Consider the following 24,504-nt stretch of genomic DNA (forward strand, 5'->3'; position numbering starts at 1 on the left):
CGCAGTGCGCGGCGGGCGGTAGTGAGCGGGCGGCGTGGCGGGCCGCAGTGCGCGGCGGGCGGTAGTGAGCGGGCGGCGTGGCGGGCCGCAGTGCGCGGCGGGCGGTAGTGAGCGGGCGGCGTGGCGGGCCGCAGTGCGTGGCGGGCCGGAGTGAGCGGGCGGCGTGGCGCACCGGTCGACGTCACCCTCGCCTGATCCCCACTCTCAGTCAGGCGCCCCGAGTGAATGGGCCGCGCGGCGGGCCGGAGTGGAGCGGGCGGCCGCCTGTGCCGCGCTGGCCGGCGCCCCGGGCTGGGCTGGAGCGGGTGCCGCGTGGGCCGCAGTGGCTTCAGTGGTGCGAAACCAGACCGGACGGGGGTGGGCAGGCGACGCAGCGGACCCGGATGGGACGGGCGGTGCGGCGGGCCGCGGCGCAGCGGGTGGCCGTCTGAGCCGCAATGCTGGCCCCTCGGGCCGGACTGGAGCGGTCCGCGTGGGAGTGCTGGGGCGCGATCCCGCTCTGGAGTGCTGGGGCAGGCACGGGTGACCCGGTTGACAAGGCGCCGGGGGCGCGGCCCCGCACTGGAGTTGAGTGTGTTGCGGCCCTCACCGAAGTCACAGGGCGCTCCCGAGGCGAAATGGTGAGCACCGGGCCGGAGCGGGCGGACGGCCTGGAGTGGCTACGGCCTGGGTGCGGTAGCCGCCGGAGGCGGTCCAGCCCCGGTGTTGCGCTTGTTCACCCATAGCCGCGTATCAATGAAGGATCTTGAATCCCACCCTAAAACCCTGTGCGGTCTTACACAGGAACCCCCCGCGAACCCCTCACCGTCCTCCGACTGGCTAGGCTGCGAATTAAGGCCTCGAGCATCACCGGGGCCGACATTCCTCACGCTGGCGGCGACGCAACGACGCGCCGCGAACACAGGTCGGGGCGCGGGCACGCGGCATGCCGCGGCGAACGTCGCGAGCGAAAGGAGACACGTGGACCTGTTCGAGTATCAGGGGCGCGACCTGTTCGAACGGCACGGGCTGCCCGTGCTGGGCGGCGGCGTCGCGGAGACCCCGCAGGAGGCGCGGGCGATCGCCGAGCGCCTCGGTGGCAAGGTCGTCGTGAAGGCCCAGGTCAAGGTGGGTGGCCGGGGTAAGGCCGGTGGCGTCAAGCTGGCGGCGGACGCGAATGAGGCCGAGGCTCGCGCGACCGACATCCTCGGGATGGACATCAAGGGTCACACCGTGCACAAGGTGATGCTCGCGGAGACCGCGGACATCAAGGAGGAGTACTACTTCTCCTACCTTCTCGATCGGGCCAACCGCACCTTCCTCTGCATCGCCAGCGTCGCGGGCGGCATGGAGATCGAGACGGTTGCCGAGGAGGACCCGGAGCGGGTCGCCAAGATCGCGATCGACGCGAACAAGGGTGTGGACGAGGCGAAGGCGCGGGAGATCGTCGCCGCCGCGAAGTTCCCGGCCGAGGTCGCCGAGCACGTGGTCGACATCGCGGTGAAGCTGTGGCAGGCGTTCGTCGCCGAGGACGCCACGCTGGTCGAGGTCAACCCGCTGGCCAAGGTGGGCGACGGCCGGGTGCTCTGCCTGGACGCGAAGATCACGCTGGACGAGAACGCCGGGTTCCGGCACCCCGACCACGAGGCGCTGGTGGACCAGTCCGCGGTCGATCCGCTGGAGCAGGCCGCCAAGGCGAAGAACCTCAACTACGTCAAGCTCGACGGCGAGGTCGGCATCATCGGCAACGGCGCGGGCCTGGTCATGTCGACGCTCGACGTGGTCGCGTACGCGGGCGAGAAGCACGGCGGCGTCAAGCCGGCCAACTTCCTCGACATCGGTGGCGGCGCCAGCGCCCAGGTGATGGCGAACGGCCTCGAGATCGTGCTGGGCGACCCGGCGGTCAAGGCGGTGTTCGTCAACGTCTTCGGTGGCATCACCGCCTGTGACGAGGTCGCCAACGGCATCATCCAGGCGCTCGCCCTGCTCGGTGAGCGCGGCGAGGCCGTCACCAAGCCGCTCGTGGTCCGCCTCGACGGCAACAACGCCGAGGCCGGCCGGGCGATCCTGGACTCGGCCAACAACCCGCTGGTGCAGCGGGTGGACACGATGGACGGTGCGGCCGAGCGTGCCGCCGAACTCGCGTTTGCGGGGAAGTGACGACATGGCTATCTGGCTCACCAAGGACTCCAAGGTCATCGTCCAGGGCATGACCGGCTCGGAGGGTTCGAAGCACACCCGCCGGATGCTGGCCGCGGGCACCACCGTGGTCGGCGGTGTGAACCCGCGCAAGGCGGGCACGACCGTGGACTTCGACGGCACCGAGTTGCCCGTCTTCGCCAGCGTCGCCGAGGCCATGAAGGAGACCGGCGCCGACGCGACCGTCATCTTCGTGCCGCCGGCGCACACCAAGGCCGCCGTGGTCGAGGCGATCGACGCCGAGATCCCGCTCGCCGTGGTGATCACCGAGGGCGTGCCGGTGCAGGACTCGGCCGCGTTCTGGGCTTACAACGTCGAGCAGGGCGAGAAGACCCGGATCATCGGGCCGAACTGCCCGGGCATCGCGTCGCCGGGTGCGTCGAACGCGGGCATCATCCCCGCCGACATCACCCCGGCCGGCCGCATCGGCCTGGTCTCCAAGAGCGGCACGCTGACCTACCAGCTCATGTACGAGCTGCGCGACTTCGGCTTCTCGACCTGTGTGGGCATCGGCGGCGACCCGGTCATCGGCACCACCCACATCGACGCGCTCAAGGCGTTCCAGGACGACCCGGACACCGACGCGATCGTGATGATCGGTGAGATCGGCGGCGACGCCGAGGAGCGGGCCGCCGAGTTCATCAAGGCCAACGTCACCAAGCCGGTGGTCGGCTACATCGCGGGCTTCACCGCGCCTCCCGGCAAGACGATGGGCCACGCGGGCGCGATCATCTCCGGCTCGGCGGGCACCGCCGACGCCAAGAAGGAGGCCCTCGAGGCCGCGGGCGTCAAGGTCGGGAAGACCCCGAGCGAGACCGCGCGGCTCATGCGCGAGGTCATGAGCTGATTTTGGTACGGCCACAGGCGCGCCGCCGCACGGACCTTCCCGGCCCGTGCAGCGGCGCGCCCGTGTATGTGCCCCCGGCGGTTTCCGTCGCTGCGACCAGGGCGGAGACGTTCGTCTGGCTTGCCGCATTCGGACGGGTCCGGGCGGGCGCCGAGCAGGCCGGATGCGGCGCGTCGTCGTTTCTGCGTCGCCGCAGGCCGCCCGGCGTGGAAAAGTAGGCGACGATGCCGACCACACCCGACCGTCCCGACGGTCGATCCGCCGGCTCGGGGGATCCGATCGAGGCCGCCGAGGCCACCGACGACGCTGCCCGGGGCAAGCCCGGCCGTCCCGTCCCGGCCAGCCCCGAGCCCGACGACTTCGACATCGTTCGGGAGACGGTCGCCGCGGGTGTCCGCCCGGCGGCGCCGGACCACGCCACGGTCCGCCTCGACCCCGCACCGTCCGGCGCCGGCCGCGAGCAGGACCGAGAGACCGTCACGGTCGACCCGCGCCAGCACCGGACCGTCCGCGTCGATCCGGGCAACCACCCGACCGTCACCGTGCCGGGCCAGCGGCGTCCCGCCGACGCGCGGGGCCGCGCGCCCCTGCCGGTGGCCGCCGCGTTCGCCACCTTGTGGGCGGCGCTGCTCTCCTATCTTCCGGTCGCCGTCGTCATCGGGCTGGCCCGGTCCCTCGAGGGTCAGGGCGGGCTCGGCAGCGCCGCGCACGCCGGGCTCGCGGGGTGGCTGCTCGGACACGGCGTACCCATCGGCACGTCCATCGGTCCGCTGGGCCTGGCGCCGCTGCTGCTCACACTGCTGGCCGGCTGGCGGCTCAACCGGGCGGGCCTGCACGTCACCCGTGCCATCGGAGCCCGGCGCAGCGCCTCACCGCGGGCCGCGCTGCTGGTCGGGGCCACGATCGGGGCCGCGTACGCGATCCTGGGCCTGCTGGCCGCGCTCGTCGTCGACGGCCGCGGCACGGACGTCTCGCCGGCCCGGGCCGCGGTCCATCTCTTCCTCGCCGGCTTCGTGTGTGCCCTGATCGGATCGTTGCGCGGCACGGACGCCCTGGTCGTGATCGCCCGACGGCTGCCGCCGCCGGTGCGGCACGCCCTGCGGACGGGTGTGGTGGCGGCGCTGCTGATCCTGGCCGCCGGCGCGGCGTTCGCCGGGCTCTCCGTCGCGGTCGGCGGCGGGCAGGCCGCCGACATGATCGGGGCCTACCGCACCGGGGTCGTCGGCCAGGCCGGCATCACCCTGGTGAGCCTCGGGTACGGGGCCAACGGCGCGGTCTGGGCCGCGGCCTACCTGCTCGGCCCCGGCTTCCTGCTGGGCACCGACTCGGCCGTACGCCTGACCGAGCTGAGCGTGGGCCCGTTGCCGACCCTGCCGCTGCTGGCCGGCCTGCCGAACGGGCCCATGGGTGCGAGCGGCGCTGCCCTGCTGGCCGTGCCGGTGCTGGCCGCGATGGCGGCGGGCTGGCTGCTGACCCGGCGGCTGATGGGCGTGCACCACGTCGTGGACGGGCATCTGCGCGACAACCGGCGAGCCGTGCGCCCGGGCGAGGCGCTGCCCGCCGAGCCGGCCTGGTCGCTGGTGCTGGGCTCGGCGCTGCTCGCCGGTCCGGTGGCGGGCCTGGTCCTGGGCGTGCTGGCCTGGTTGTCCGGCGGGCCGCTCGGCGACGGCCGGATGGCGGAGATCGGCCCGGTGCCGTGGCATGTCGCCCTGATCGCGACCACGGTCGTCGGGGTGTCGAGCTGCATCGGCGCGGCGGCCGGGCGGGCGTTCCGGGCCCCGGTCCACAAGTAGAACTGGTCCACCAGGAGAGTTACAGAAAACGGGGTGGCCACTCCGGTGTGATCCAGAGCAGCCACCCGCATCGAGCCGCGTCAGCGGTTCAGGTAGGTGCTCCAGTCGAAGTTCCGCACGGTGAACGACAGGATGATGAGGGCGATTCCCAGCACGGCGCCGATCGCGCCGCAGATGAGACCGGCCTGAGCCTGGCCGCGGTTGTTGGCGAACCCGCTGTCGGCCTTCTGGCGTCCGAGGTAGCCGAGGATCGCGCCGGCGATGCCGACCGGAATTCCGAGGTAGAAGCAGCACGCGAGGGGGATCGAGATGATGCCGAGGATCATTCCGACGAGACCCATGGTGTTGTTCGGCGCGGCGGGTCCCCCGGCGGGTGGGCCGTAGTTGGGCGGTGGGGTCACGGCGAATCCTCCAGATAGTTCCGCCCTGAGGCGGTGAAATGCGGATCGAGGCGCCCCCGTAGCCTCACGCGGGCGGGCGCAGCCTAACCGATGATCAGCCCTTACCGCTGCCCACAAAGTGGTCGGGGTGCGCCGCCGACGGCCGGGCCGCGTCGGCTGACGGCTTCGCCGCCTCAGGTAGGGTGCTCGCGTGACAGACCCCGCGCCCGCCCGGCTGGTCGTCCTCGTCTCCGGCTCCGGCAGCAATCTGCAGGCCCTTCTCGACGCCTCCGCGGACCCCGCGTACGGCGCGAAGGTGGTCGCCGTCGGCGCCGACCGGGACGGAATCGCCGGCCTCGACCGTGCCTCGGCCGCTGGAGTGCCCACCTTCGTGGACTCCGTGAAGGCCTATCCGACCCGGGACGACTGGGATGCCGCTCTGGCCGCGCACGTCGCGGCGTACGAGCCCGATCTGGTGATTTCGGCCGGCTTCCTCAAGCTCGTCGGCAAGCGGTTCCTGGCCGCGTTCGGCGACCGGTACGTCAACACCCACAACGCGCTGCTTCCGGCGTTCCCGGGCATCCACGGCCCCCGCGACGCCCTGGCCTACGGCGTGAAGATCGCCGGCGCGACCCTCTTCTTCGTCGACGCCGGAGTCGACACCGGACCCATCATCGCCCAGGTCAGCGTGCCCGTCCTCGACGACGACACGGAGGAGGCGCTGACCGAGCGGATCAAGGAAGCCGAACGCCGGCAGCTCGTCGACTACGTCGGCCGGCTGGTGCGCGACGGTTGGACCATCACGGACAGGAAGGTCACCATCCCATGACCGAGCGCAGCGAGGGCGTCATCAAGCTCAGCCCGGCCGTGCCTCATGACGGCGCGGAGCGAAGCGGAGTGCCGGCATGAGCGGGGACGGTCGCCGCCCGATTGGGCGGGCTCTGCTCAGCGTGTATGACAAGACCGGCCTGGTCGAGCTCGCGCAGGCGCTGCACGCCGCAGGGGTGCAGATCGTCTCCACCGGTTCGACCGCCTCGATGGTCGAGGGAGCCGGCGTGCCGGTGACCCGGGTGGAGGAGCTGACCGGCTTCCCGGAGTGCCTCGACGGGCGGGTCAAGACCCTGCACCCGCGGGTCCACGCCGGCCTGCTCGCCGACCTGCGCCTGCCCGACCACGAGCGGCAGCTCGCCGAGCTCGACATCGCGCCTTTTGACCTGCTGGTGAGCAATCTGTATCCGTTCACCCAGACGGTGGCCTCGGGCGCGAGCGTGGACGAGTGCGTCGAGCAGATCGACATCGGTGGGCCGGCGATGGTGCGGGCGGCGGCGAAGAACCATCCGTCGGTGGCGGTGGTGACGGCCGTGGCGGCGTACCCGCTGATCCTCGACGCCCTGCGGGACGGCGGTTTCACGCTGACGCAGCGCAAAATGCTCGCCGCTCGCGCCTTCGCCGACATCGCGGAGTACGACGTCGCGGTCGCCAACTGGTGTGCCACCACGCTGGCGCCGCAGGAGTGGCCGGAGTTCGCCGGGCTCGCCCTCCAGCGGGAGAGCGCCCTGCGCTACGGCGAGAACCCGCACCAGCAGGCGGCCCTCTACACCGACCCGAACGCGCCCGCCGGGCTCGCGCAGGCGGAGCAGTTGCACGGCAAGGAGATGTCGTACAACAACTACGTCGACGCGGACGCGGCCTGGCGCAGCGCCAACGACTTCACCGAGCCGTGCGTCGCGATCATCAAGCACGCCAACCCGTGCGGCATCGCGATCGGCGCGGACGTGGCCGACGCGCACCGCAAGGCGCACGCGTGTGACCCGGTGTCGGCGTTCGGCGGGGTCATCGCGGTCAACCGGGAGGTGACCGCGGAACTGGCGAAGCAGCTCGACGGCATCTTCACCGAGGTGATCGTCGCGCCGTCGTTCGCGGCGGACGCGCTGGCGATCTTCCAGGAGAAGAAGAACCTGCGGGTGCTCGTCGCACCGGCCTGGAGCCCGCCGCCCGCGGAGGTCAAGCAGATCGGCGGCGGCATGCTGGTGCAGCTGGCCGACCGGATCGACGCCGAGGGCGACAACCCGGCGAACTGGACCCTGGCGACCGGCGAGGCGGCCTCCGCGGAGGACCTGCGCGACCTGGCGTTCGCCTGGCGGGCCGTCCGCTCGGTGAAGAGCAACGCGATCCTGCTCGCCCACGACGGCGCCACCGTCGGCGTCGGGATGGGACAGGTCAACCGGGTCGACTCGGCGCACCTCGCGGTCAACCGGGCCGGCACCGACCGGGCGAAGGGCAGCGTGGCCGCGTCGGACGCGTTCTTCCCCTTCCCGGACGGGCTCGAGGTGCTGATCGCGGCCGGGGTGAAGGCCGTGGTGCAGCCCGGCGGCTCGATCCGCGACAACCTGGTCATCGAGGCGGCCGAGAAGGCCGGGCTCACCGTCTATCTGACCGGCACCCGGCACTTCTACCACTGACGTGGAGGCGCCGAGCATCAGCGGCCAAACCTTCTCCGGGAAGGACTGGGCGCTCGCCGAGGTGGAACGCGCGGTCTACGAGGACTGCGCGTTCCACGACGTCGACTGGTCGGAGGCCCGGCTCTCGGGCTGCACGTTCCTGCGCTGCGAGTTCGGCAACATCCGGTTCAACGCGACCGAGCTGAGCAGCTGCGCGATCCTGCAGTCCACGCTGCGACGGTGCAATTTCTTCGACGCGACGCTGACCGAGTGCAAGCTCACGGGTACGCAGTTCTCCGACTGCGATCTGCGTCCCCTGACCGTCGACGGCGGCGACTGGTCCTTCGTGTCGCTGCGCGGCGCGAACCTGACCGCCGTGTCGCTGGCCGGGCTGCGGCTGCACGAGGCCGATCTCGAGGGCGCCAACCTCACCCGCGCCGATCTGCGCGGCGCCGACCTGTCCGCCGCCCGGCTCAGGGACGCGGTGCTCAAGGGTGCCGACCTGCGCGGTGCCGATCTCGACGCGGTGGCCCTCCGTGAGGTCGATCTGACCGGCGCGAAGATCGACATCGCCCAGGCGGGGCTGTTCGCCCAGGCACACGGCGCCGTCATCGGATAGCCCGGAGTGGCTTACCTCGCCCGATGAGGCCCTACCCGGTATAGCGGCCCCAACCGACTGATACGGTCGCCGAAAAAGCCGTCCCGCCGACTGGGAGTTGAGCAATGGGCAAGAAGGTCACCGTCGTAGGCGCCGGATTCTACGGGTCCACGACCGCACAGCGTCTCGCCGAGTACGACATCTTCGAGACCGTGGTGCTCACCGACATCATCGAGGGCAAGCCCGCCGGCCTGGCGCTCGACATGAACCAGTCCCGGCCGATCGAGGGCTTCGAGACCAAGATCGTCGGTGCCACCACCGGCCCGAACGGCGAGGGCTACGAGGCCATCGAGGGCTCCGACGTCGTGGTCATCACGGCCGGTCTGCCGCGCAAGCCGGGCATGAGCCGCATGGACCTGCTCGAGGTCAACGCCAAGATCGTGCGCCAGGTGGCGGAGAACGTCGCCAAGTACGCCCCGAACGCCGTCGTGATCGTCGTCTCCAACCCGGTCGACGAGATGACCGCGCTGGCCCAGATCGCCACCCAGTTCCCCAAGAACCGGGTCTTCGGCCAGGCCGGCGTGCTCGACACCGCCCGCTTCACCAACTCGATCGCCGAGACCCTGAACGTCCCGGTGGGAAGCGTCAAGGCGCTGACCCTCGGCTCGCACGGCGACACCATGGTGCCGGTCCCGTCGCGCTGCACCGTCGACGGCAAGCCGCTCGCCGACCTGCTGCCGGCCGAGAAGATCGAAGAGCTCGTCGTTCGCACCCGCAACGGTGGCGCCGAGGTGGTCGCGCTGCTCAAGACCGGCTCGGCGTACTACGCCCCGTCGGCCGCCGCGGCCCGCATGGCCAAGGCCGTGGTCGAGGACTCCGGCGTGGTCATGCCGGTCTGCGCCTGGGTCGACGGCGAGTACGGCATCTCGGGTGTCTACCTGGGTGTCGAGGCCGAGATCGGCGCCACGGGCATCAAGAAGATCGTCGAGGAGAAGCTGACCGACACCGAGATCGCCGGTCTCAAGGAGGCCGCCGAGGCCGTCCGCGCCAAGCAGGCGGACGTCGCCGACCTCTGATCGTCGCTGCACGAAAGGCCGGGCCCGAACGGGTCCGGCCTTTTTTGCGCGGTTCAGGCGTGCGCGATGCCCAGGCCGATGAGGATGAGACTGAGACCGGCGGCCAGCACGGTGACCGTCGACGCGGCAGCGCGTTCCGACGACGGCTCGCGCAACACGCAGGCGGCGGCCGGAATGACGGCGGCGGCCACGAGGAGCAAGCTGTTGATGGTGACCGCGAGCAGCAGCGCCGCCACGGCTGCCGTGACGAGGATGATCCTGGTCACGGGCGTCGTGGGACGTTCGTCACGGTGCTCGGAATGAGTCATCGGAAAACAGCGTAGAACCCTCGCGCCAGGCCGGGCCCGGCGGCGAGCGTCAACCGACAGGCAGTACGCTCGTACTGCTAAATACATGTCCCGGGAGAGGAGCGCCGGTCGATGGCGAAAATCAAGGTCAACAACCCGGTCGTGGAGCTCGACGGCGACGAGATGACCCGGATCATCTGGAAGCAGATCCGTGAGCAGTTGATCCTGCCCTACCTCGACGTCGACCTCGAGTACTACGACCTCTCGATCCAGCACCGCGATGAGACCGACGACCAGGTCACCATCGACTCGGCCAACGCCATCAAGCGGCACGGCGTCGGCGTCAAGTGCGCGACGATCACCCCGGACGAGGCCCGCGTCGACGAGTTCGGCCTGAAGAAGATGTGGCGGTCGCCGAACGGCACCATCCGCAACATCCTCGGCGGCGTCGTCTTCCGCGAGCCCATCATCATGTCGAACGTCCCCCGGCTGGTACCCAGCTGGACCAAGCCGATCATCATCGGCCGCCACGCGCACGGCGACCAGTACAAGGCGACCGACTTCGTCGTGCCCAGCGCCGGCAAGCTGACCGTCACCTTCACCCCCGAGGACGGCTCGGCGCCGATGGAGTTCCACGTCGCCGACTACCCGGGCGGCGGCGTCGCGATGGCGATGTACAACTACGACGAGTCGATCCGCGACTTCGCGCGCGCCTCGTTCCGCTACGGCCTGGCCCGCGACTACCCGGTCTACCTGTCGACCAAGAACACGATCCTGAAGGCGTACGACGGGCGCTTCAAGGACCTGTTCGCGGAGATCTTCGAGACCGAGTTCGCCGAGGACTTCAAGAAGGCCGGCCTCACCTACGAGCACCGCCTGATCGACGACATGGTCGCCGCCGCGATGAAGTGGGAGGGCGGCTACGTCTGGGCCTGCAAGAACTACGACGGCGACGTGCAGTCCGACACGGTCGCCCAGGGCTTCGGCTCGCTCGGCCTGATGACCTCGGTGCTGATGACCCCGGACGGCAAGACCGTCGAGGCCGAGGCCGCCCACGGCACGGTCACCCGGCACTACCGGCAGTGGCAGAAGGGCGAGAAGACCTCGACCAACCCGATCGCCTCGATCTTCGCCTGGACCGGCGGCCTCAAGCACCGCGGCAAGCTCGACGGCACCCCGGCGGTCACCGAGTTCGCCGAGACCCTGGAGCAGATCTGCGTCTCCACGGTCGAGGGTGGCCAGATGACCAAGGACCTGGCACTGCTCATCGGCCGGGACGCCCCGTGGCTGACCACCGACGAGTTCATGAACGCACTGGACGAGAACCTGGCCCGCAAGCTGGCTTCCTGACCACTGCCCACGCACAGAGGCCTTCCGGCACACAGCCGGAGGGCCTTCGTGCGTTCCGGGGAAGGCATGTCCCCGGGTGGAAAGTGGGAGCGGATCCGGCGAAAGTGGTCCGTCACCCGAATGTGATGTTTAGGATCCGTAACCAGGGGAAAGCGCGCCTCGTTTCACCTAACAGAACGGATGACGGTCGCCACGCACGAGGAGTCGCCCGCCGGTCCGGCTTGCCTTGTCCCGGGCGCCGATCGGTATCCCCGTGAAGGTGGTGGCCAGTAGGCGCCAGAGCCTGCCGTCCCTTCCCTGCGGGGGGCCTTGTCCCGGGCCCCCCGCCCCCTAATGTCGGTCAGAGGGCTTCGCGCAGGAGGTGGGCGGCGCGTTCTGGGGTTACGTCGTTGATGAAGGCGCCCATGGCTGATTCGGAGCCGGCCAGGTATTTCAGTTTGTCGGTGGCTCGGCGGATGCTGAAGAGCTGCAGGTGCAGGTAGCCCAGGTCTCGGCCTTCGCCGACGACGGCCTGGTGCCAGGCCGCGATGTAGGGCATCGGCCGGTCGAACAGGGCGTCGAAGCGGTTCAGGACATCCAGGTACAGCGGCGCGAAGGCGTCCCGTTCCTGGGGTGTCAGGGCTGGGATGTCGGGGACGTGGCGGTGGGGGGCGAGCTGCACCTCGTACGGCCAGCGGGACGCCGCCGGCACGTAGGCGGTCCAGTGTTCGTTGGCGCCGACGACTCTGATCTCCGCCCGGCGCTCCGCCGCGAGGACGTCGGCGTAGAGGTTGCGGCCGCCGGTGCGTTCGGCGTGGCGGCGGGCGGCCGCGAGCATCGCCGTGGTCCGGGGCGGCACCATCGGGTACGCGTAGATCTGGCCGTGCGGGTGGCTGAGCGTCACTCCTATCTCGACACCCCGGTTCTCGAACGGGAAAACCTGCGCCACACCCGGCAGTGCCGACATCTGTGCGGTGCGATCCGCCAGCGCGTCGAGCACTGTGCGGACGCGTTGCGGAGACAGCGCCGCGAAGGAGGTGTGGTGGTCGCTGGTGAAGCAGACCACCTCGCACCGGCCCACCGCCGGCCGGACCGGGACCTGGTCCGTCAGCCGCGTGATCTCGTCGGCCACGACCCGGTCGCTGAACGACGGGAACTGGTTCTCGAACACCGCAACGTCGTAGTCCGGCGCCGGGATCTCGCTGGCGAAGTCCGGTGTGGACGGGCACAGCGGGCACTTGTCCGTCGGCGGCAGGAACGTGCGGGTCTGGCGGTGGGCCGCGACTGCCACCCATTCGTCGACGAGCGGGTCGTAACGCAGTTGCGAGGTCGGCGGCGGGGGTGGCAGGTCGCGGGTGTCCGGCTGGCCGGTGCGGTCCGCGGCCGGGTTCTCGTCGAAGTAGATCAACTCCCGGCCGTCCGACAGCGTGATCGCCGTCCGCCGGCCGATCACGATCCGCTCACCACCACGAGCTCGCGCACCTGTTCGGACAGGATCGCGCGGGCGGTCTCGTCGAGTTCGTCGTCGGTGATCAGCACGTCGGCGCGGTGCAGCGCGACGATCGACGAGATGCCGACCGTACCCCACTTCGTGTGGTCGGCCAGCACCACGAGTCGTTCCGCCGCGTCCACCAGGGCGCGGTTGACGTCCGCCTCCATGAGGTTGGGCGTGGTGTAGCCGGCGCGTTCGCTCATGCCGTGCACGCCCAGGAACAGCATGTCGAGGTGCAGGGTGCCGATGGCCGCCACCGCCACCGGGCCGACCAGGGCGTCCGACGGCGTGCGCGTGCCGCCGGTCAGGATCACGGTCTGGTCGGGGCGTCCGGCGCGGTAGAAGACGTCCGCGACCGGGATGGAGTTGGTGACCACGGTCAGGTCGGGCACGTCGACGAGCCGCTGGGCGAGCTCGGCGGTCGTGGTGCCGGCCGAGAGCGCGATCGCGTCGCCGGGCGAGACCATGGCGGCCGCGCGCATCGCCATGGCGGCCTTCTCGGCGCGCTGGCGTACCGACTTGGCCGCGAAGCCCGGCTCGTGCGTCGAACCTGGACTTACCGTGGTCGCGCCACCGTGTACCTTCGCGAGAAGGCCGCGGTCGGCGAGGGACTCCAGGTCGCGGCGGATGGTCATGTCGGATACGCCGTACTCGGTGGCGAGCTCGCTGACCCGGACGCCGCCGGCCGCCCGGACCCGGTCGAGGATCGCCGCTTGGCGCTGCTGGGCGAGCATCAGCGGCTCGCCGGCTTGAACCGCACTATTTCGAACACGTGCGAACACTACCCGCCGATCGGGTGTGCGCGAAAGAGTGTGTTAGATCCCTCGTCCCCGTTTGTGCAAGGCGGAGAGGACATTTTCCACCTTCACGGCTCCGGTCATCGCCGCCAGCGCGATCGCCGTCCGCGGTTCCTTCCAGTTCGCGCGTACCGCCTCCTTGCTGAACTGCCAGGCCTGCGAACGGTTGCCGGTCGCCGCCGACCAGCAGGCGAGCTGCCCGTAGACCCGGGCCGCGCCGGGACGGCAGCCGCTGATCTCCGGATGGCGTTGCATCATCCAGCGCAGCGAGGAGATCTTCGTCGCGTACTCGTACGCATAATGCGAGGTCCGGCCCCACAGCACCCGGACCAGCGGCTCGTCGAGGTGCACGATCGGCCTGCGCCGGGCCGCGCGCAGCAGCAGGTCCCAGTCCTCGTTCTGGCTGCCCGGCGCGTCCTCGGCGACCAGGCCGATGGCGTCGGTGCCGAGGGCCTCCCGACGCACGAGGAACGACGACGAGTGCAGCATCGCCATCCGGGAGCGGGCCAGCTCGTCGACGGTAACCCGGCTGTGCCCGGCCAGTCGTGGCGTGCACTTGCCCTCGTACTCCACCTCGATCGCACACGTGGCGAACTCGGCGTCCGGCTCGGCCACCAGGGCGGCGACCTGGCGGCGCAGCTTGTCCGGCGCCCAGCGGTCGTCGTCGTCGCAGAACGCCACGAGCTCGGTGTCCAGGGCCAGGATGCCGGTGTTGCGGGCACCGGCCAGGCCGGAGGTGCGCCAGTTGGTCAGCACCAGGACCTGGACGCCCTCGGTGCAGGCGAGCAGGTAGTCGGGCTCGGTCTGGTCGTAGACGACGACGACCTTGATCTCGCCGGGGTAGTGCTGCTCGCGGACCGCGGCGATCGCCTTGCGGACCAGCTCGGGGCGGTTGCGGGTGGGGATCACGACGCCTACGGACGGCCAGTTCATCACGCCTCCTGAGGTGCTTCTGCGGGGTTGAGCGGGTAGCCGTACGCGCGCAGCATCGGTGCGCACACCGCGCCGACGAGCCGCCGCTGGTTGTTGGGGAGGGCGCGGACCCACGCGTCGTCGCGGCGCAGCGGCAGCCGCCCGACCGTGAAGCGCATCGGGTTGCCGGCGGCGCTGTGGCTCACGCCCAGGTCCGCGTATCCATCGCCGAGGAAGCCGAGGCCGGCCTCGTCGACCGGCACGCCGGCGTAGTCGGCGAGCTCGCGCAGGGCCGCCCGCGGGTCGGAGAGAAACTGCTCGTAGCGGATGCGCCGGACCGGAACTCCGCGCCGGGCCAGCAGCCCGAAGGCCGCGTTGTGCGCGTTCCAGAGCATGGCCGAGCGGCCGGGGGAGTAGCGGGTCATCTCCTCGCCGCCGTCGGCTTCCGGGCGGGTGACGGTCTTGGTCCAGGAGTACGCCACCCCGCGGGCGTCCCGCACCACGTGCACGACCCGCAGGTCCACGTCGTCCGCCCAGCGCAGGACGTGGGCGAGGGCGCTGTGCTTGGACGAGTCGACGACGACCTCCGCGCCGGAGACCTCGGCCGCGGCCGCGTACACCCGGGTGTAGAAGGTCGCGTATTCGCGTACGTCGGCGAGCTGGGCGGCGGGGAGTTGGGCGGCGGCGAGGCGGGGGATGAAGCGGGTGCGCTCGACAGCGTCGCGCAGCGCGTGCACGCGGTCGACGTCCACGTTGTGCCAGCCGCCGTACGCCTGCTCGCCGACTCGCCTCCAGAACGTGCAGGCGGCGAACCGGGCGCCGCAGCCGCACCGCTCGTTGTCCCGGATGTCGCGCTGCCAGAGGTGGACGATCTCGCCGAGGGTGCATACCGAGGGCAGTTCGCCGAGAAGCCGCTCGACGAGAGTCGTTCCGCTTCGTCCTAATCCGCCCAGATACACGACTCGTGCCACTTCTGACCGCCTTCGCTCGTTTCGCTCCTATAACGAGCGAACAAGCCTGAAGGAGGCGTTGGGTGGTCATCGAGGCTTTCGACCGAGTCCAGCTTGACGGTACGGGGTTCGACCCGGTCACCGAGGGCGAGGTGGTGGCCCTGGTCCGGGAGGCGATCATGGCTGGCCGCGGCGGCCGGATCGTCACACCGAACATCGACATCCTGCGGCAGTCGCGCGGGGACGACCGGGTCCGCGGCTACCTCGCCGACGCCAACCTCATCGTGGCCGACGGCATGCCGCTCGTCTGGGCGAGCAAGCTGAGCGGCACGCCGCTGCCCGAACGGGTCGCGGGCAGCAGTCTCATCTGGTCACTGTCGCGCGGCCTCGGGCACGACGGCCGGTCGATCTTCGTCATCGGCGGCACGCCGGAGTCCGACGGGGTCCAGGACGGCGCCACCCGGGCCGCGGACCGGCTCGCCGCCGAGTGCCCGGGCCTGCGCGTCGCCGGCACGCTCTGCCCGCCCTTCGGCTTCGAGGCCGACGAGCGGGCGTACGCGGACTTCCGGGCGAAGGTCGCCGGCGCCGAACCCGACCTGGTCTTCGTCGGCCTGGGCTTCCCGAAGCAGGAGGAGGTCATCACCCGGCTGCGGGAGACCATGCCCGATGCGTGGTTCGTGGGATGCGGGGCGGCGGTCAACTTCGTCGCCGGCGACGTGGAGCGGGCACCACGCTGGATGCAGCGCACCGGACTGGAGTGGGCGCACCGGCTCGGCACCGAACCGCGCCGGCTGGCCGGGCGTTACCTCAAGCACGACGCACCGTACGCGCTGCGGCTGCTGGCCCAGGCCCGCCGGCGGTCTCACTCCGGATTGAAGTAGGGGTCCTTGGTCAGTTTGGTGAAGGCCTGGAACGCGGGCCGGTCCCCGGTGAGCTGGAACTGCTGCTTCGGCCCGTTGCCCTCGGGATCGGACTCGAAGTAGACGACCGCCTTGATCTGCGGGTTGGCCTTGAAAGTGCGCTGGGCGTCGCGCAACCAGGCCGCCCGCCCCGCCGGCCCCCACGCCTTCGCCACGCCGAACTCGCCGATGATGATCGGCTTGGGGCGTTGCGCGGCCCACTGCAGGAACGGGCCCATGAGCTGGCCGATCGGCTGGAAGAGGTTGCCGGCGTAAACGTCCACACAGGTCCAGTCGACCTGGTCGTCGCCCGGGTAGAAGGCCGGGGCGTCGCCGCGGATGAAGCCCTCGGCGGTCGGGCACCAGACCCAGGAGACGTTCTTCGTACGCTCCTGAGCGAAGATCGCCCGGATGTGTCTGTACGCGGCGATGTAGTCCTCGCCGGACCACATCGTCGCCCGCAGGTTGGGCCTGTCCATCTCCCAGCGGATCCGCAGCAGCAGCGGCTTCTTCACCTTGCGGATCGCGCGGGCCTGTTGGCGGATCAGCCGGTCGTGCTCGCCCGCCACGATCGACCGGTTGTCGCCGGTCGCCCAGCTCACCATCAGCGTGGCGTCCTGGTCCAGGAATTCCGCGTCCGACTCGGTGCCGACCAACTGCTCGAAGCGACGGTACGTGTTGACGATGTCCAGCCGCCGGCCGAGGTCGCGTTCGAGGCCGCCCACGGCCTCCACCCGGCCCGCATGGGTCATCGCCTCCGGCTTGATCCACGCGCCCAGGTACGCACCGGTCGACGGCGCCTCGAACGGGCCCGCCTCGAACGGGCCCGGGTGCACCGCGACCGCCGTCGGCGGGCTCGTCAGGTCGGGCGACGGCGTCGGCTCGGGCTCGGCCCGCCGGTGCGAGGTGCAGCCGGCGAGCACGAGCGCGATCAGCCCCAGCAGGGCGCAAGCGCGGCGCACGGCCCCTACGCCTTCCGGCGTGCCGTGTAGAGCACGTTGACCGCGAACCCGTCCGTGCCGGGCAGCGCGCGTGCCGCCGCGTCCGCGGCACGGGCCAGCGGGTTTTTGTTCAGCGACTCGGTGAGCATGGAGAAGCCGCGCCGTTCGACGATCTCGAAGCCGTGCAGGTCGAGCAGCCGCTCGACGTCGGCGTGGGACAGTTCCGCGAACCAGCGCTCACCGGAGTGCCGCCGGGCCCGCAGGTGCCGCAGGGAGCCGGCGTTGCCGTGGTTCTCCACCACGAGCACGCCGGCGTCCGGGGTCGGCAGTGCCTTCGCGGCGAAGGCGATGGCCCGCTCCCGCACCGCCTCGTCGACGTTGAGCAGCAGCCGGAACATGGTGACGATCGCCGGGTGGCCGGCCGGCACGGGGTTCGGCACCGGGCCGTCCGAGGGGATCTGGTGCCACTGCGCCCGCGAACCGACCTCTTCGGCCTTGGCCATCATCTCGGCCGAGGTGTCGTAGCCGTGTGCCTCGCGGACCATGCCGTGCAGGGTGCGGATCGCGCGTCCCGTCCCGCAGGCGAAGTCGTGCTGGGCCGGCAGCCGCGGGCCGAACTCCCGCTGCACGAGCTTGCGCAGGTACGCCCGCTGCCGCTCGTTGATCTGGGACGCGTAGCTGTCCGGCGCGTACGTGACGTGCTCGTACTTGTCGACGGCGTCGGCGTCCTGGAACACCTTGGTGTATTCGGTGGTCAATCGATCCTCCTTGGGATGAGCTTGCGAGGCTTGAAGGCGTCGAGCGCGAGCCGGTGGCGCAGCAGCCAGGCGCCGGCGCCGAACGTGGCCACGGCGAGGCCGCACGCGAGCGCGAGGACGGCCGGGCCGGCACCGGCCATCGCGATCACCGCTCTCGGGAGCACGCCGAAGCACGCGACCGACAGCGCGGCGGCGGCGAGCGTTCCCCGGCCGAACGGGTGCAGCCGTGCCACCCGGCCGATCTGCGCGAGCGGCAGCAGGTTGTTGACGACCAGCGCGCAGGCCAGGGCGATCGCCGCGCCCAGCGCGCCGTACCGGGGAATCAGGAGCACGTCCAGACCGACCGTGACGACCAGGGCGATCAGGACGTTGACGAGGTTCCACGAGGTGCGCCCGGCCATGGCGAGCACCATGTCGACCATGCCGCAGCCGGTGGCGACGAGCATCGCGCAGGCCAGCACGACCACCACCGGCGCGCCGGAGCGGTAACCAGCGCCGAACAGTCCTAGATAGACCGGCGCGAAGAGGATCACCAGAAAGTTGATCGGCCAGGTCACCAGCACGAGCCAGCCGGTCGCGGTCTGGTAGAGGTGGTTGGCGGTCTCGCGATCGCCGACCGCCAGCGCCTCCGCGAGCCGCGGCTGCACCGACTGGGAGATGGCCTGGTTGGCGAGCTGGATCAGCACGACAAAGCGCCCGGCGACCGCGTAGACGGCGGCCGACGCCAGCCCGCCGAGCGCCGCCACCAGCAGCACGTCGACGCGTTGCAGGGCCAGCTGCGCGACGCTGGCCAGGGCGCGCGGCCCGGTGAACCGCCAGAAGTCGCGCCGCAGGTCGAGGCGTTCGCTGCGCCGGGTGCGGAAGCGCTCGGGCTTGCCGGCCAGGTAGATCCGCCGCAACGCCACGGCGGCCAGGATGGTGACCGGCAGGTAGGGCGCCGCCCAGGCGAGGGCGAACGTGGGCAACTTGACGCCGATCCAGAGCGTGGCCACCCCGGCCGCGCCGACGCACAGCAACTGCAGCGTGCTGCGCAGGACGCGGTCGAGGGTCACGGTCGGGCGCATGGCCTTGTAGCCGCGGGTGGCCGTCAGCAGCGCGTCGGCCATGGCCTGCAGGGGCAGGAACAGTGCGAGGATCCGCAGGCCGGCGGTGTGCTCGGCGACCACCTGCGGTGACTCGGCGGCGGTCAGGTGCGCGATGGCGGGCGCCGCGACCCACATCGCGGCGCCCAGCAGCGTGGCCAGCACCAGCACCGGCGTCAGGCCGGTTCGCAGGCACGCGCCGAGCAGGTGCTCGCGACCGGTGGCCCGCAACCGCGCGAGCCAGTAGACGAGGCCGGTCTGGGTGCCCAACTTCGCCAGACCTCCGACGAGGATGAACGCCGCGGTGGCCGAGAAGAAGGCACCCGCCTGCTCGGCGCCGAGACTGCGCGCGACGACCCACGTGACGACAACGCCGGTGCCGCCCGCCAGCGCGGAGCCGGCCATGTTCGCCAGGCCCCCGCGGGCGGCCCCCCGGGCGCCCTTCCTCGCCGGGGCCTCCTCGGCGACCACGGTCATGAGGAGCGCCAGATGGGTACGCGGCCCAGCCACGTCATCAACGCCTCGTCGTGCGAGGCGTAGTGGCTGGCCAGTTCCCGGCGGATACCGGGGTCCATGTCGGACTGTCGGGGCCGGGCGTTGTGCCGTTCGAAGGCCGGGTGGCCGAGGTTGATCGGCAGGCCGAGGAACGCGCACACCTCGTCGTAGACCTGCTCGGGCTCGCGGAAGAACCGCTCGCTCTCCACCACGTGGATGCGCTCCCGGCCGACGTGCTGCGCCATCACGCTCAGATAGCGGGCGTACTCGCCCCGGGCACGGTAGGCCTGGTGCTGGTGCGCGAACGAGTAGTACGCCGGGTCCGCCGCGAGCTTCTCCTCCTGCCGGTGCAGCCGGGCCGGCTCGAGGGCCAGGGCGTTGCCGAAGTTGCGTTCCCGCTCGAAGCCCCGCGCCACCTCGTGGTGGTGCTGCGAGTACGCCCGTTCCACCGGGTCGCGGACCAGCACCACGAGCTTCGTGGCGGGCAGATCGGCGGCGATCCGCGCGGTGGCCTGCGGGTGGTACATGTAGTACGGGCTCGACTCGAACGTCTGCGCCGGGACGCCGTACTCATCGTGGATCTTGTCGGCCTGGCGCAGCGTGGGGAAGTGCGCCTTGTACCAGGACATGCCGCGCTCGTACGACACGTCGAAGTAGTGCACCCCCTTGTGCAGCACGGCCTTGAGCACCGCCGGATGCTCGGCGAGCGCCCGGTAGAGCGACGTGGTGCCGCAGCGTTGTCCGCCGCAGATCAGGAACGACGGCGTCATCCGGCTGGGCGCGGTCAGCCTGCCGTAGGAACGCGACCCCAGGTGCACGACCCGTTTGACGGGCGCGGGAACCTTGCGAACATCCATCAGAGTTCTTCGACCCTTCGAATCAGTACGGGCAGCAGCCAGGTCCCCAACACACCGAGGCGGGCGCCCGCCTCGGCCTGCCGGTCGGTCAGGTAGCGGGCGGCGAGATCGACGAGATAGAGCAGAGCGGTCAGCTCCCGGGCCTCTGGCGCGACGCCGAACGGCTGGAGCAGCTCGCCGGCGCGGCGTACGGTGGCCTCCACCGCACCGGCCGCGTCCCCGCTGGACTGGATGCGCCGCTGGAGCTCGTGGTGGATGGCGTCGAAGCCGACCGGCACGCCCTTGGCGAACCGCTCCCAGTCCCAGACCAGCAGCGCGTCGGCGAGGTTCGCCATGTTCCATGGTGCCCAGTCGCCATGCCAGGCCCCGTAGCGCAGGGTGACGTTGGCGTGCGCCGCGAGCATCTCGGCGGCTGATGCCAGGGCGACGCCCTCGGGGCGGTCGGCCACCGCTGTCAGGCGTCCGCGCAGCTCCGCCCAGTACGCGCTGCCCACCAGCGTGCCGTTGGTGTACCCGCAGCAGCCGGCGATCTCGAGCATCGCCGAGGTGAGCCGGCGCGGGGTCAGCGGCGAGCGTGGAAGCCACACCGGCAACGCCGACTGGATCAGCACCTGGGAGCCGCGCCACTGCCCGGCATGCAACACCCGGGGCGCGATGAGCTTTTTCAGCCTGAGCGTGTCGAGCGCGGTCAGCGCGGCGGTCTCCGCCCGCACCAGGCGCTGGGTGAGCGGGCCGGTGCCGAGCTTGCCGAAGCCGAACGTCTCGCCGTTGGGGCTGATGAGCTGCAACACCGGCTTGCGGTTGGCCCGGGCGGGTCCGATGTGGATGCTGAGGGACAGGTCCCGGCCGAGTGCCTCGCGCAGGTGGCCGTCGATGCTCTCCGACGCTGGCCCGGTGACCCGCACCCGGTCGCGCAGCAGCACGCTGGAGGCGCCGGTCCGCACGGCGGCCACCACCGCGTCGCGCTTGAGCCGGGCGGCGCGCGACTGCGGCTCGGCATAGCGGCGCACGGCGGCGGCGGCGACTCGGCGGGACGTGGTCGGCACCAGCAGCCGGGGCCGCCGGGCGTCCGGGACGACGAGATACTCGGCGATCGGCTCGCCGCGCCGGTCGTCGGTCGTGCAGGGTGCGGGATAGAGGAGAGCGAGCACCTCGGCCAGATATTGCGTGCGCAGCGCCGCGTCGCCGGCGGTCAGCTCCGCCGGCGCGGTCTTAACGGGCATGTGCGTCCCCCTCGAGGTGATTGCGCCAGAGCAGCGCGTAGGCCAGGAACATGAACGCCAGGGGGGTCGGGATCGCGTTGTACCAGAGCATCGCCGCGAACGAGCTCACGATCGCGGCGCTGCCGGCGATGCCGATTCCGGTGCGGTCCCGTCGGAAGCGCCACAGGCCGTATCCGAAGAACGCCAGGTAGGCGACGGTGCCGACGCTGCCGTGGGCGTACATGAGCTGCCAGAGTTGGCCGTTGCCGCCGACGGTGAAGTTGCCGCAGCGCTCGCATCCCGAGCTTTCGCCCACGGTGATCGAGTTGCGGCCGCCGATCGTGTTGCGGGTCGAGCCGTACCCGATGATCGGCGAGTCGACGAAGCCGTCCAGGGCCCGGTCCACGAGGAACGAGCGCACGCCGTTGGACTTGCCGTTGTCCAGCCGGGCGTCGACGACGTCGCCCAACGGGGTGGCGAGCAGCGCCAGGACGAGACCGGCGGCGGCCAGCGTGACCGCGCCGATGATCCACAGTCGACCCATCAGCACGTACCGGGCCGCCACGTAGCAGACGACGACCCCGATGCCGATCCACAGCCCCCGGTTGAGGGAGACGACCGCGGGCACGATCGCGACCGCGAGACACAGCACCGCGAGCAACTTGGTGCCGGCGCGGCGGGTCGCCCAGGCGGCCACCACGAGCCAGCCCATCAGCAGACAGAAGTTGTTGCCCCAGGTGTTGGTGTAACCCCACGGCGCGGCCGGGCGGGGCTTCTCGCCGCCGACCAGGTCCATGATCTGCGCCGCGTACGGGTGCACCAGCGACTGCACGAAGCCCTTGCCGCGCACGCTGCCCGGCAGCAGCCACTCGACCGGCGAGGTGAACTCGAACCGGCCCGCGACCAGGCCCAGCAGGCCGCCGGCCACCGTCACCACGAACAGCCAACCGAGCAGCTTCACCAGGCGCCGGCGGGGGAGCTCCGCCTCGGTGAGGTTGCCGGTGTAGACGAGCAGGACGGTCAGCGACGCGTACATGCAGAGTCGGTAGACGACCGCGACCAGGCGGTCGCTGGCGTGCTCGACCACCGTCCCGGCCGGATCGGCGCCGAGCGCGGCGATGCTGATGACCACCGCCGCGAGGAACAGCGCCCACCAGCCGAAGCCGGGTGGCAGGCGCAGCGGTCGCCCGGCCGCCCGGCGGCGCAACAGCAACACCAGCATCGGCACGGCCATGATCGGGAAGATCAGGACACCGAGGCCGAGCGCCCACCAGAGGGGATAGAGCGCGAGCACGCTCGCGACCGGCCACGCCGGCAGCCAGGTCGGTCGTTCCGGTGCCGTGCTGTGTGCCGCCCGCTGCGTCGCGCCCGGGACGACCAGGGTCACTTGTCGTCCGGCTTCTCGGTGGTCCTGGCAGCCGGCGCCGTCGGGGACGGTTTGCCCGCGGACGACAGGTCGATCACGGCGGTGACCTCCTCGGTGCCGTCACCCTGCCGCGGCGGCCGGACCGGACCGCCCTGCGGCAGGCGCAGCGGCTGGGTGCGGTCGCCGTCGATCACCGCGGTCTCGGCCGGCTTCTGCGCGCTCAGCGCCACCACCGGCAGATTCTCCTCGGCCGTGGACCGCCGCATGCCGCTGAGCTGCGGCAGCACCACGGCGCCGAGCAGCGGCGTGCCGACCCGGCTGAGCTGTTCGGCCGCGTCGAGCAGGGCGGGCCGCTTCGACCGGCGCAGCTCGACCGCGAGGATGGCGGCGTCCGCGAGGCTGGCCAGGCTCTGCGCGTCGGCGCTGCTGCTGGTCGACGGGGCTTCGATGACGACGTACCCGGTCTGCCGGCGCAGAGCCTCCAGCGTGTCGCGCAGCCGCTGCGACTGCATCAGACCCGCCGCGGTCGCGGCGCCACCGGTCGTGATGACGCGCAGCGACGGGATTCGTGGGGTGCGCTGCATCGCCTTCGCGAGTCCGATGCGGCCGGCGAGCAGGTCGGACAGGCCGGGCATCGCGGAGACCCCGAGCATGCGGGCCAGGGGCGCGGCGTCGACGACGCTGTCCGGCAGGTGCGCGCCGATGAGGACCACGTCGCTTCCCGTACGGGCGAGCGCGGCGGCCAGGTTGGCGGCGACGAGCGTGGTCGCCGAGCCGCGGCTGGCCCCGGTCACGACGATGATCTGATCGCCCGCGCTCAGGCTGGCGAGGATCTCGTTGCGGAGGCGGTTGAAGACCCGGCCGCCCGGACCGTACGGCTGCAGCACGTCGTCGAAGTGCGGGGTCGTGCGCTCGTCCAGCGCGGCGAGCACCGGCACCCGGCCCCGGTCCCGGACGTCGGCGGCGGTCCGCAGCCGGCGGTCGAAGCGCTCCCGGACGAACGCCAGGCCGAGCCCGGCGAGCAGGCCGATCATCGCGCCGCCGGCGATGTTGAGCATCGCGTTCGGGCTGGTCGGCTCCTCCGGCTCGCGGGCGTCGCTGATGATGCTGCCCGCGCCGATGGTGGCCGTGGTCAGCTCGTTGAGCCGGCCGGTGAGGTTGTTGAGCTGATTCTGCGAGTTGCTCCGCAGGCTCTCCAGGTTGCTGCGCTCCGAGCTGCCGCTGGCCGCACGCGCCAGCCGGTTGTTGATGCTCGTCAGAGTCGTGGTGAGCTGCTTGACCTTGAGGTTGAGCGTCTTGATCTGGGTGTCCAACCCGGAGCGCGCGGTCTCCTCCCGGTTGCGCAGGTACGCCTCCGCGAACGCGTGCGACCCGGACTGCGCGTCCTTCGGGTTGTCGGCCTCGAAGCTGATCACGAGCACGGTGGTGTTGGCCGGCACCTCGACCGAGACGCTCTTGGCCAGCTCGATCGGGGAGATGGGGGAGCGCAGCAGCGCCGCCGCCTTCGCCGCCACCGCGCCGGAGCCGACGAGCTGGGCCTCGGTGTCGAGGTTGATCGTGCCCTTGGTGCGGCCACCGGACGCGTTGGTGTCCTGCTCGACGGCCTGGACCAGCACCGAGGTGGCGGATTCGTAGACCCTCGGCAGAGCCTGGGTGACCGCGGCGCCGATGCCGAGGCCGGCGCCGGTGGCGGCGACCACGACCCACCAGTGCCGGCGGAACACCCCCAGGTAGTGGGAGAGGTCGGCGGACACCGGGCGAGTCGCTTCCATCGGTACGGCGGCCCTTTCGCAGGCGGAGTTGTCGGCAATCGGGCGTTTCGCC

General features: G+C 71.3%; 22 protein-coding genes. 9 read left to right on the plus strand and 13 right to left on the minus strand.

The window, feature by feature from the left end; genetic code table 11:
• Positions 1–960 precede the first annotated feature (960 nt).
• From sucC to AB0M36_RS14140, 3 genes are all read left to right on the plus strand, one after another.
• A complete protein-coding gene (gene sucC / locus AB0M36_RS14130; RefSeq protein WP_364156653.1) occupies positions 961–2,139 on the plus strand; it encodes an ADP-forming succinate--CoA ligase subunit beta in 1,179 nt (392 codons plus the stop codon).
• A gap of 4 nt (positions 2,140–2,143) precedes the next feature.
• Positions 2,144–3,025: a succinate--CoA ligase subunit alpha gene (gene sucD / locus AB0M36_RS14135; RefSeq protein WP_364156656.1), complete on the plus strand. Its 882-nt coding sequence runs from the start codon at positions 2,144–2,146 to the stop codon at positions 3,023–3,025.
• A gap of 224 nt (positions 3,026–3,249) precedes the next feature.
• The gene (locus tag AB0M36_RS14140; protein WP_364156659.1) at positions 3,250–4,818 is read left to right on the plus strand and encodes a DUF6350 family protein; all 1,569 of its coding nucleotides are present in this window, start codon (positions 3,250–3,252) and stop codon (positions 4,816–4,818) included.
• 80 nt (positions 4,819–4,898) lie between these two features.
• Here AB0M36_RS14140 and AB0M36_RS14145 read toward each other — a convergent pair whose 3' ends face one another.
• Complete coding sequence (locus AB0M36_RS14145) at positions 4,899–5,219, minus strand: DUF4190 domain-containing protein (protein WP_364156662.1); 321 nt, start codon at positions 5,217–5,219, stop codon at positions 4,899–4,901.
• A gap of 190 nt (positions 5,220–5,409) precedes the next feature.
• On the opposite strand from AB0M36_RS14145, the gene purN reads away from it, so the two are divergent.
• The 4 genes from purN to mdh all read left to right on the plus strand — a co-directional run bounded on the left by purN (position 5,410) and on the right by mdh (position 9,313).
• Entirely contained in the window at positions 5,410–6,027 is a 618-nt protein-coding gene (purN, locus tag AB0M36_RS14150; protein ID WP_364156665.1) for a phosphoribosylglycinamide formyltransferase, read from the plus strand.
• A gap of 76 nt (positions 6,028–6,103) precedes the next feature.
• A complete protein-coding gene (gene purH, locus AB0M36_RS14155; RefSeq protein ID WP_364156668.1) occupies positions 6,104–7,660 on the plus strand; it encodes a bifunctional phosphoribosylaminoimidazolecarboxamide formyltransferase/IMP cyclohydrolase in 1,557 nt (518 codons plus the stop codon).
• A gap of 1 nt (position 7,661) precedes the next feature.
• Complete coding sequence (locus tag AB0M36_RS14160; protein WP_364156671.1) at positions 7,662–8,258, plus strand: pentapeptide repeat-containing protein; 597 nt, start codon at positions 7,662–7,664, stop codon at positions 8,256–8,258.
• 104 nt (positions 8,259–8,362) lie between these two features.
• Entirely contained in the window at positions 8,363–9,313 is a 951-nt protein-coding gene (mdh, locus tag AB0M36_RS14165) for a malate dehydrogenase (protein WP_364156674.1), read from the plus strand.
• Between the two features lie 53 nt (positions 9,314–9,366).
• Here the strand turns inward: mdh and AB0M36_RS14170 are convergent, their stop codons facing one another.
• The gene (locus AB0M36_RS14170) at positions 9,367–9,621 is read right to left on the minus strand and encodes a hypothetical protein (RefSeq protein WP_364156677.1); all 255 of its coding nucleotides are present in this window, start codon (positions 9,619–9,621) and stop codon (positions 9,367–9,369) included.
• 111 nt (positions 9,622–9,732) lie between these two features.
• On the opposite strand from AB0M36_RS14170, the gene AB0M36_RS14175 reads away from it, so the two are divergent.
• On the plus strand, positions 9,733–10,950 hold the full coding sequence (locus tag AB0M36_RS14175) for an NADP-dependent isocitrate dehydrogenase (RefSeq protein WP_364156680.1): 1,218 nt from the start codon (positions 9,733–9,735) through the stop codon (positions 10,948–10,950).
• A gap of 340 nt (positions 10,951–11,290) precedes the next feature.
• Here AB0M36_RS14175 and galT read toward each other — a convergent pair whose 3' ends face one another.
• The 4 genes from galT to AB0M36_RS14195 form a co-directional block, all read right to left on the minus strand.
• The gene (galT, locus tag AB0M36_RS14180; protein WP_364156683.1) at positions 11,291–12,382 is read right to left on the minus strand and encodes a galactose-1-phosphate uridylyltransferase; all 1,092 of its coding nucleotides are present in this window, start codon (positions 12,380–12,382) and stop codon (positions 11,291–11,293) included.
• Complete coding sequence (locus AB0M36_RS14185; RefSeq protein WP_364156686.1) at positions 12,379–13,155, minus strand: DeoR/GlpR family DNA-binding transcription regulator; 777 nt, start codon at positions 13,153–13,155, stop codon at positions 12,379–12,381. Before AB0M36_RS14185 ends, galT begins: the two co-directional genes overlap by 4 nt.
• Before the next feature lie 81 nt (positions 13,156–13,236).
• Positions 13,237–14,151: a glycosyltransferase family A protein gene (locus tag AB0M36_RS14190; protein WP_364156689.1), complete on the minus strand. Its 915-nt coding sequence runs from the start codon at positions 14,149–14,151 to the stop codon at positions 13,237–13,239.
• Positions 14,151–15,101 carry a sulfotransferase gene (locus tag AB0M36_RS14195; protein WP_364156692.1) on the minus strand — a complete coding sequence of 317 codons (951 nt, stop codon included), beginning with the start codon at positions 15,099–15,101 and terminating at the stop codon, positions 14,151–14,153. The genes AB0M36_RS14190 and AB0M36_RS14195 overlap by 1 nt, the downstream gene beginning before the upstream one ends.
• Before the next feature lie 62 nt (positions 15,102–15,163).
• Between AB0M36_RS14195 and AB0M36_RS14200 the strand changes: the two genes are divergently transcribed.
• Positions 15,164–15,961 carry a WecB/TagA/CpsF family glycosyltransferase gene (locus tag AB0M36_RS14200; protein ID WP_364156695.1) on the plus strand — a complete coding sequence of 266 codons (798 nt, stop codon included), beginning with the start codon at positions 15,164–15,166 and terminating at the stop codon, positions 15,959–15,961.
• On the opposite strand, the gene AB0M36_RS14205 is transcribed toward AB0M36_RS14200, so the two are convergent.
• The 7 genes from AB0M36_RS14205 to AB0M36_RS14235 are packed head-to-tail and all read right to left on the minus strand — an operon-like array spanning position 15,943 to position 24,452.
• Positions 15,943–16,941, minus strand: a complete 999-nt coding sequence (locus tag AB0M36_RS14205) for an endoglucanase (RefSeq protein ID WP_364156698.1) — start codon at positions 16,939–16,941, stop codon at positions 15,943–15,945. The two genes, AB0M36_RS14200 and AB0M36_RS14205, sit on opposite strands and share 19 nt — an antisense overlap.
• A 5-nt stretch (positions 16,942–16,946) precedes the next feature.
• Entirely contained in the window at positions 16,947–17,678 is a 732-nt protein-coding gene (locus AB0M36_RS14210; RefSeq protein ID WP_364156701.1) for a methyltransferase domain-containing protein, read from the minus strand.
• Positions 17,675–19,270 carry an oligosaccharide flippase family protein gene (locus AB0M36_RS14215; RefSeq protein ID WP_364156704.1) on the minus strand — a complete coding sequence of 532 codons (1,596 nt, stop codon included), beginning with the start codon at positions 19,268–19,270 and terminating at the stop codon, positions 17,675–17,677. The genes AB0M36_RS14210 and AB0M36_RS14215 overlap by 4 nt, the downstream gene beginning before the upstream one ends.
• On the minus strand, positions 19,234–20,112 hold the full coding sequence (locus tag AB0M36_RS14220) for a sulfotransferase domain-containing protein (protein ID WP_364156707.1): 879 nt from the start codon (positions 20,110–20,112) through the stop codon (positions 19,234–19,236). The genes AB0M36_RS14215 and AB0M36_RS14220 overlap by 37 nt, the downstream gene beginning before the upstream one ends.
• Complete coding sequence (locus AB0M36_RS14225; protein WP_364156710.1) at positions 20,112–21,335, minus strand: hypothetical protein; 1,224 nt, start codon at positions 21,333–21,335, stop codon at positions 20,112–20,114. Before AB0M36_RS14225 ends, AB0M36_RS14220 begins: the two co-directional genes overlap by 1 nt.
• Positions 21,325–22,701, minus strand: coding sequence for a hypothetical protein (locus AB0M36_RS14230; protein ID WP_364156713.1), 1,377 nt, complete (start codon positions 22,699–22,701; stop codon positions 21,325–21,327). Before AB0M36_RS14230 ends, AB0M36_RS14225 begins: the two co-directional genes overlap by 11 nt.
• Entirely contained in the window at positions 22,698–24,452 is a 1,755-nt protein-coding gene (locus tag AB0M36_RS14235) for a Wzz/FepE/Etk N-terminal domain-containing protein (RefSeq protein WP_364156716.1), read from the minus strand. Before AB0M36_RS14235 ends, AB0M36_RS14230 begins: the two co-directional genes overlap by 4 nt.
• Between the last annotated feature and the right edge of the window lie 52 nt (positions 24,453–24,504).

It is taken from the genome of Actinoplanes sp. NPDC051346 (assembly GCF_040682215.1).
Taxonomy (GTDB): domain Bacteria; phylum Actinomycetota; class Actinomycetes; order Mycobacteriales; family Micromonosporaceae; genus Actinoplanes.

What these genes read in the sequence shown, in the direction of transcription:
- AB0M36_RS14220 (WP_364156707.1), bottom strand. Translation starts at nt 20,112, where the DNA reads ATGGATGTTCGCAAGGTTCCCGCGCCCGTCAAACGGGTCGTGCACCTG.
- AB0M36_RS14140 (WP_364156659.1), top strand. Translation starts at nt 3,250, where the DNA reads ATGCCGACCACACCCGACCGTCCCGACGGTCGATCCGCCGGCTCGGGG.
- AB0M36_RS14225 (WP_364156710.1), bottom strand. Translation starts at nt 21,335, where the DNA reads ATGCCCGTTAAGACCGCGCCGGCGGAGCTGACCGCCGGCGACGCGGCG.
- AB0M36_RS14185 (WP_364156686.1), bottom strand. Translation starts at nt 13,155, where the DNA reads ATGCTCGCCCAGCAGCGCCAAGCGGCGATCCTCGACCGGGTCCGGGCG.
- AB0M36_RS14175 (WP_364156680.1), top strand. Translation starts at nt 9,733, where the DNA reads ATGGCGAAAATCAAGGTCAACAACCCGGTCGTGGAGCTCGACGGCGAC.
- purH (WP_364156668.1), top strand. Translation starts at nt 6,104, where the DNA reads ATGAGCGGGGACGGTCGCCGCCCGATTGGGCGGGCTCTGCTCAGCGTG.
- sucD (WP_364156656.1), top strand. Translation starts at nt 2,144, where the DNA reads ATGGCTATCTGGCTCACCAAGGACTCCAAGGTCATCGTCCAGGGCATG.
- AB0M36_RS14235 (WP_364156716.1), bottom strand. Translation starts at nt 24,452, where the DNA reads ATGGAAGCGACTCGCCCGGTGTCCGCCGACCTCTCCCACTACCTGGGG.
- AB0M36_RS14170 (WP_364156677.1), bottom strand. Translation starts at nt 9,621, where the DNA reads ATGACTCATTCCGAGCACCGTGACGAACGTCCCACGACGCCCGTGACC.
- mdh (WP_364156674.1), top strand. Translation starts at nt 8,363, where the DNA reads ATGGGCAAGAAGGTCACCGTCGTAGGCGCCGGATTCTACGGGTCCACG.
- AB0M36_RS14190 (WP_364156689.1), bottom strand. Translation starts at nt 14,151, where the DNA reads ATGAACTGGCCGTCCGTAGGCGTCGTGATCCCCACCCGCAACCGCCCC.